Annotated in this window: 7 protein-coding genes and 1 tRNA gene; 6 read left to right on the plus strand and 2 right to left on the minus strand. The window is 58.1% G+C overall.

Annotation, left to right across the window (positions count from 1 at the left end; all coding sequences use genetic code 11):
• The 5 genes from EN939_RS38115 to EN939_RS19385 form a co-directional block, all read left to right on the plus strand.
• Window positions 1-612: hypothetical protein (locus EN939_RS38115; protein ID WP_164751081.1), on the plus strand; the 612-nt coding region annotated here is incomplete at its 5' end.
• 158 nt (window positions 613-770) lie between these two features.
• A complete protein-coding gene (locus EN939_RS19370; RefSeq protein WP_127269284.1) occupies window positions 771-1358 on the plus strand; it encodes a hypothetical protein in 588 nt (195 codons plus the stop codon).
• Window positions 1359-2289: 931 nt separating this feature from the next.
• The gene (locus EN939_RS19375) at window positions 2290-2541 is read left to right on the plus strand and encodes a helix-turn-helix transcriptional regulator (protein WP_127269285.1); all 252 of its coding nucleotides are present in this window, start codon (window positions 2290-2292) and stop codon (window positions 2539-2541) included.
• A complete protein-coding gene (locus EN939_RS19380; protein ID WP_127269286.1) occupies window positions 2538-2894 on the plus strand; it encodes a hypothetical protein in 357 nt (118 codons plus the stop codon). The genes EN939_RS19375 and EN939_RS19380 overlap by 4 nt, the downstream gene beginning before the upstream one ends.
• Before the next feature lie 167 nt (window positions 2895-3061).
• Entirely contained in the window at window positions 3062-3772 is a 711-nt protein-coding gene (locus tag EN939_RS19385; RefSeq protein ID WP_164748679.1) for a tyrosine-type recombinase/integrase, read from the plus strand.
• Window positions 3773-3792: 20 nt separating this feature from the next.
• Here the strand turns inward: EN939_RS19385 and EN939_RS19390 are convergent.
• Window positions 3793-3868, minus strand: a tRNA-Ile gene (locus EN939_RS19390).
• A 136-nt stretch (window positions 3869-4004) separates the two neighbouring features.
• On the opposite strand from EN939_RS19390, the gene EN939_RS19395 reads away from it, so the two are divergent.
• Entirely contained in the window at window positions 4005-4715 is a 711-nt protein-coding gene (locus EN939_RS19395; protein WP_127269288.1) for an SIMPL domain-containing protein, read from the plus strand.
• Between the two features lie 213 nt (window positions 4716-4928).
• Here EN939_RS19395 and EN939_RS19400 read toward each other — a convergent pair whose 3' ends face one another.
• Window positions 4929-5285, minus strand: coding sequence for a hypothetical protein (locus EN939_RS19400; RefSeq protein WP_127269289.1), 357 nt, complete (start codon window positions 5283-5285; stop codon window positions 4929-4931).
• Window positions 5286-5409 lie beyond the last annotated feature (124 nt).

Here is a 5409-nt window from a genome sequence, read left to right on the forward strand (position 1 = left end):
GCTACTCTTTACGACCATGCGTATGAGGCTGACGCGAAACCGCAGGTCGCGATCTGCGCGGGTGACGCGCATTTGTTCTGCGGGCACTTCGCCGAGGCGCATCGATGTTACGATGCCGCAACCAATTCTGACGACATTTGCGAAAGCAGCGAAGCTGCGCTGAAGGATTGGATGGCCACTTGGGTGGAACAGTTTTCTTACCGTAACTACCTCACTTACAGTCCCCATATCTGGATGTCGGTCCTTGAGCAGAGCGTCGAGGCAGAGCGGCGCGACCATGCGATAGGGGCCTGCCTGATGTTGTGTTACTTGACCGAGGACAATCTTCCGTTCTGGGCTCGGGCGATCTCGTTGACGACCGGTGGCGAGGACCGCGACCTTCTATTTGCAGTGATCGCTGGCGCGGTATGGACACACGGCCAAGCTGCCTATGCTCTGTTTCGCGACGGTTTTCGTCGAGCGGGGGGCTCAAGTGATGCGCTGCGAAATCTCGACGGAATGGTAGGCGATCTCTTCGCGCAACGGACTTCTAGTAGTAAGGGTGGCGTCACCACACGACTTCTTCGCGAACATCACTACGACAGTGTAGTCGAGGAGCCAACCAATCCCTAGAAGGGGAATCTACGAGGCGACGATTAAAGGTCTTTTTGGCGATGGCTAAGACTACCGCATTCAGATTCGCGATCGCGGACGCCAAGCCCCGGTCCGAATGCTGGTCGTTTTTTGTCAACCACAATGACGTCTACCTAACGAGTAACGCATATAGGCGCATGCTTAAACTCAGCCTTCACCAAAGTGGTGTTTGTCAGGTCGCGCTGTTGGAAGGGTTTTTCGCGCAACACTTGGAATGGCGGGAGGACGGTCCCGATTTTCGTTCGATATTGCGGTGGCAACGTCTCTCGACACAAGAGGACCGGGGGCAGGTTGCCGCCTCAATCCTGTTTGCGTCCGACGGTTTCTGGCCTGAACAGGAAGCCATACCAAATACGAAACAATACACGGCATTGGCACCGCCTCCCCACATGTGCGGGCGGATGGTGAATGTCGTCTACAGCCGCGAGGATCCAAATCGAATAGCCAAGCTTGGAGTATGGACCGACGAACTGCTCTTCTCTACTCAGCTCCCGAGCGGCGAATTCGTTTGCCTTATGCAGTCTATCGAACCATTGCCGGAGGACTTTTTCGCCTTTGCACCCGTTTTGAGTCCATACAGCATTACACTCGGCATCGATGAGAACGAAATGGACGATGCGCGAGGCATATCATGCTTCGATTGTGCGCAACTTTTTGAAGGGCATGGCTGCATCCGCTCGCTTCACAATATGCGCTTGATGTCGGTTGCCGTGGCGAATGAATAGCTTTCGGCTACCTCTAAGGCGGTCCGATAGAGAATCCTGGTATGGCATGGCTTTCCGAAGCAAGAAGACGCTCGAGAAACTAGACGACAGCAGCTTCGTCCCGCAGCCCGGACCTCCGTTGAGCAAGTGGCAAAGGTCTGCTTCCCGCCTAATTCGACATTTTGTCGAAGAGAAGGATGTCTGCTTCCGGGCTGGTCGAGCACGACCATACACGGCCGACTTGCGGCGCAAAGCTGCCGTTCAAGCATGGTACTTGGGAGTTCGTGTCGGCGCGCTATCAGACACAATGTACCAGAAGTCGATCCCTTCAGAGCTATCTAAAAACCGAATCTAGTATCCTGCCTTATCCATGAGCACTCGCAATTCGGGCTGAGGAGCGACCCAGAAAGTTCGAAAAGCTTCCAGGAACCCCAGGGGAGTTGGAGGCGGATCGTACGTTGCGGCCCATAGATATGGCAGCGAACGCCGCAATGAAGCGGCTGTCATCGTCGGCAAAAGAGGGTCCAAATCGGACTGTCGGCGGCTCCGTCGTGCGAACGAAAAATGACGAGAAGCAGAACTTTCGTGTGCGGTTTTTGCACACAACATATCGTAACTAGCTGATATTGCTTATCTATCGGCCCTGTCCATCATCGCCACGGGTCGCGATTTTCTACCGCACGGCATCGAACGCACCTTGCTCACGCTGCATGCCGGCGATAGCAAAAGAACGCGCCCTCAATAGTGGGTCTTGCGATGTAGCGGTCTCCCGACTCGAACCCCCGCAGCCGCGGTCTGCTATCCTATTTTCACGCCGTTACCGCCGTTTGTCGCATTGGCCGGACAGATCCATTCCAAGCATAGCAAGGAAAGGGTAGCGTGATTGCTTCTTAGGTGAATGCTCCACTGTCGCGGAACTCAGCCCGCGAGGCGATGTGCAGCGAGAAAAGCAATGAAACGCGCACTTGGCGGGCTCCTGCTGTTCGGCATTAATCGAGAACAGGCAGCGGTAGCTATCGGCGTCAGTCCAACGACGTTCGACCAGATGGTCGCGGATGGCCGTATGCCACAACCGCGGATGCCCAGCAAAGAGCGCTATGTCTGGGATGTGGAGGAACTGGCAGAGGCATTCGGGCGGCTACCACACCGCAACAACAAACTTGACGGCGTGTCCTCCAGCGATAATCCTTGGGATCGCAGATGATGGACGTGGCGAGCACCATGGTGAAATTCAATCTGAAAGGCGTTGTCGAAGACAGGGATCGGCACGGCAATATCCGGCTGTACTTCCGGGCACCGGGTAGAAAAAAGATCCGTCTGCGAGAAAAGCCAGGTTCAGCCGAGTTCCACGAAGAAGTGCGCTGCGCGCGAGATGGCGTTCCCTATGCTTCGGCTCAGAATGTGGTCGGGCCTGTAGTGAGGCCAGTTGCCCCTCGCGGCAGTCTGATGTGGCTTTGCCAGGAGTATTTCCGGCGCGGTGGCGCAGAGGTCGGCGAAGGCACGATGCTTCGACGACGAACAATACTCGAAGGCGTTGCAAACTGCCTCACCCGCTGAGCGGGCCAGTCAATCCGGACTTCTCGACGAAGGGTTCATTACCGTTCGCGGCCATGAAGCGGGCTCACGTCAAGGAGCTCCGTGATACCCGGTCAGACGCTCCGGGGGCAGCCAACAATATTACAAAAGCCATTAGCGCAATGTTCGCTTGGGCCAAGGATGCCGAGATGGTCGAGGTCAATCCGGCAAACGGAATAAAGCGCCTGACTTCCGGCAATGGCGAAGGTTTCCACACCTGGGAAGTGTCGGAGATCGTCCAGTATGAGAAACGACATGCGCGCGGCACTATGGCTCGTATGGCGCTGGCGATTTTCATGTTCACGGGTTTGCGACTGTCCGATGCCGCAATCTTCGGCAGACAACACATTACCCAGGTTCGCAACAAGGATACCGGGATCTGGGAGAAGTGGATCAGGATCAAGCCTGGCAAGACCGACAAGAGCAAGGTGCGCAAGGAAGCGATTGTTGTCGAACTGCCTCTGCTCCCAGAACTCGAGGATGAGCTTTCCTTCGCCCCGGCCGGCAACCTGACATTCCTCGTCACCGAGTATGGTCGGCCTTTCTCGGAAAACGGCCTTGGTAACAAGATGCGCCAATGGTGCGACGAAGCGGGGCTCCCGGGCTGCAGCGCCCACGGGGTCCGCAAGGCAGGCGCCACCGTTGCCGCAGAAAACGGAGCCACACATGAACAGCTGAAGGCGATTTACGGCTGGACGACCTATCAGCAGCCTGATCATTACATCCGCAAGGCACGCCGCCGGATAGTGGCGCAGTCTGCCCGGACCCTTCTGGTATTCGATCGAAACGAGAACGAAAATGTCCCACTTTTGGCGGGGGTGGAAGAGAGTGGGACAAAAAAGTACAAAAAACCCAATTAATCAACGGCTTCGAAAGCTAATGGTGGGCCCGGAGGGACTCGAACCCCCAACCAAGCGGTTATGAGCCGCCGGCTCTAACCATTGAGCTACAGGCCCCACGCGGGCTGGATTAATGTTTTTCGCATCGCGGCACAAGGCTTTCCCCGACGGGCTTCCGCAGATCGCCCAAATCAACCCATAATCACGCTCTACGCGACCCCTTGCGACTTGATCGCAGACCAAGGAGATTTTCATGACCAGACATCTTTTGCTTCTCGCGCTCGCCACTGCAATCGCTTTTCCGGCGATGGCTGGAGCCGCCGATCTGCCGACGCCGCCCCGCATCATCGTGTCGGGCGAAGGCGAAGCAACCGTAGCCCCCGATCTGGCGGTCCTGACGCTGAGCGTCATGCGCGAGGCCAAAACGGCGCGCGCCGCGCTCGATGCCAACAATGACGCCATGGCCGCCGTGATCGCGGCGATGAAGTCCGCCGGCATCAAGGACCGCGATCTGCAGACCGCTGGCATCCAGATCAACCCGCGCTACAACTACACCAACAAGCCGGACGGCAGTCAGGAAGCCGAACTCGTCGCCTACCAGGTGACCAACACGCTTTCGGTGCGGGTGCGCGACGTCGACAAGACAGGCGAGGTCCTCGACAAGGCGGTGTCGCTGGGCGTCAATCAGGGCGGCGGCATTGCCTTCACCAATGACAACCCGGCAGCCACGGTCACCGAGGCGCGCAAGAAGGCGGTCGCCGACGCCATGGCCAAGGCCAAGACGCTGGCCGAAGCCGCCGGCGTCAGCCTGGGCCGGGTGCTCGAGATCACAGACCAGAACATCAGGCCGGCGCCGATGCCGATCAATGCCAAAGCCTTCGATGCCGCGGCCGGCGCGGCTCCGGTACAGGCCGGTGAGAACGCCTACAATGTGCAGGTCACCGTCACCTTCGAACTGAAATAAGCGGCTCTGACGATCCGAGGCTGAGCCTGGCCACGGCAATCATCAACCAATGGCGTGCATGAAAAACCCGCGGGATTGCTCCCGCGGGTTTTTTCGAGCCACACCCTTCAAACGGAAAAGGGCTCGGCTAGTCCAGACCAATCTTCGCAGAAGATCGCGTCTCCCGGCTGATCTTCGCAGAAGATCAGCCTCTAGGGTCCGCCAAACCCAAGCTTAGCGATAGATGACCGGGCAGCCGCGCTCATTGGCGAACACGACGACGACGCGGTCGCCATCCTGGCGGCCCGCCACTTTCACCGTACGACGGCTGACGTCGACGATCCGGACGCGGTGGAGGCCCATGCGTTCGGCCTTGTCGAGGGCGCGGTCCGGCGAGCAGCCACGGCGCCAGTTGCCACGGCGCTCGTCACGGCGATGGCGATAACCGTCGTCACCGGTATAGACGCCAAAACGCGGGTCGTTGTTGTTGCCGAAGCCGAGATAGAGGCTGTCGGCGTGAGCAGGAACGGCCGCCAGCGTGCCGAGACCGACCAGGGCCGAAAGGGCTGCCGTCTTGATCGTGTTGAACATCGTCTTCTCTCCTTTTTGCGGGCCTTCGCCCCTTGTGAACCGATGAGGGGAGAATGCGCTTGCCTGTCTGAACTCTTTACGAACCTGCCGTTCATCTCCGGTTCATATGGCGGGAAAAGGAAAG

Origin of the sequence: Mesorhizobium sp. M7A.F.Ca.CA.002.05.1.1 (genome assembly GCF_003998335.1) — a bacterium.
In the GTDB taxonomy this organism is placed as follows: domain Bacteria; phylum Pseudomonadota; class Alphaproteobacteria; order Rhizobiales; family Rhizobiaceae; genus Mesorhizobium.

Bases quoted from the DNA above. Each gene is read 5' to 3' on its own strand.
- EN939_RS19370 (WP_127269284.1), top strand. From the start codon at position 771: ATGCTTAAACTCAGCCTTCACCAAAGTGGTGTTTGTCAGGTCGCGCTG.
- EN939_RS19375 (WP_127269285.1), top strand. From the start codon at position 2,290: ATGAAACGCGCACTTGGCGGGCTCCTGCTGTTCGGCATTAATCGAGAA.
- EN939_RS19380 (WP_127269286.1), top strand. From the start codon at position 2,538: ATGATGGACGTGGCGAGCACCATGGTGAAATTCAATCTGAAAGGCGTT.
- EN939_RS19400 (WP_127269289.1), bottom strand. From the start codon at position 5,285: ATGTTCAACACGATCAAGACGGCAGCCCTTTCGGCCCTGGTCGGTCTC.
- EN939_RS19395 (WP_127269288.1), top strand. From the start codon at position 4,005: ATGACCAGACATCTTTTGCTTCTCGCGCTCGCCACTGCAATCGCTTTT.
- EN939_RS19385 (WP_164748679.1), top strand. From the start codon at position 3,062: ATGGTCGAGGTCAATCCGGCAAACGGAATAAAGCGCCTGACTTCCGGC.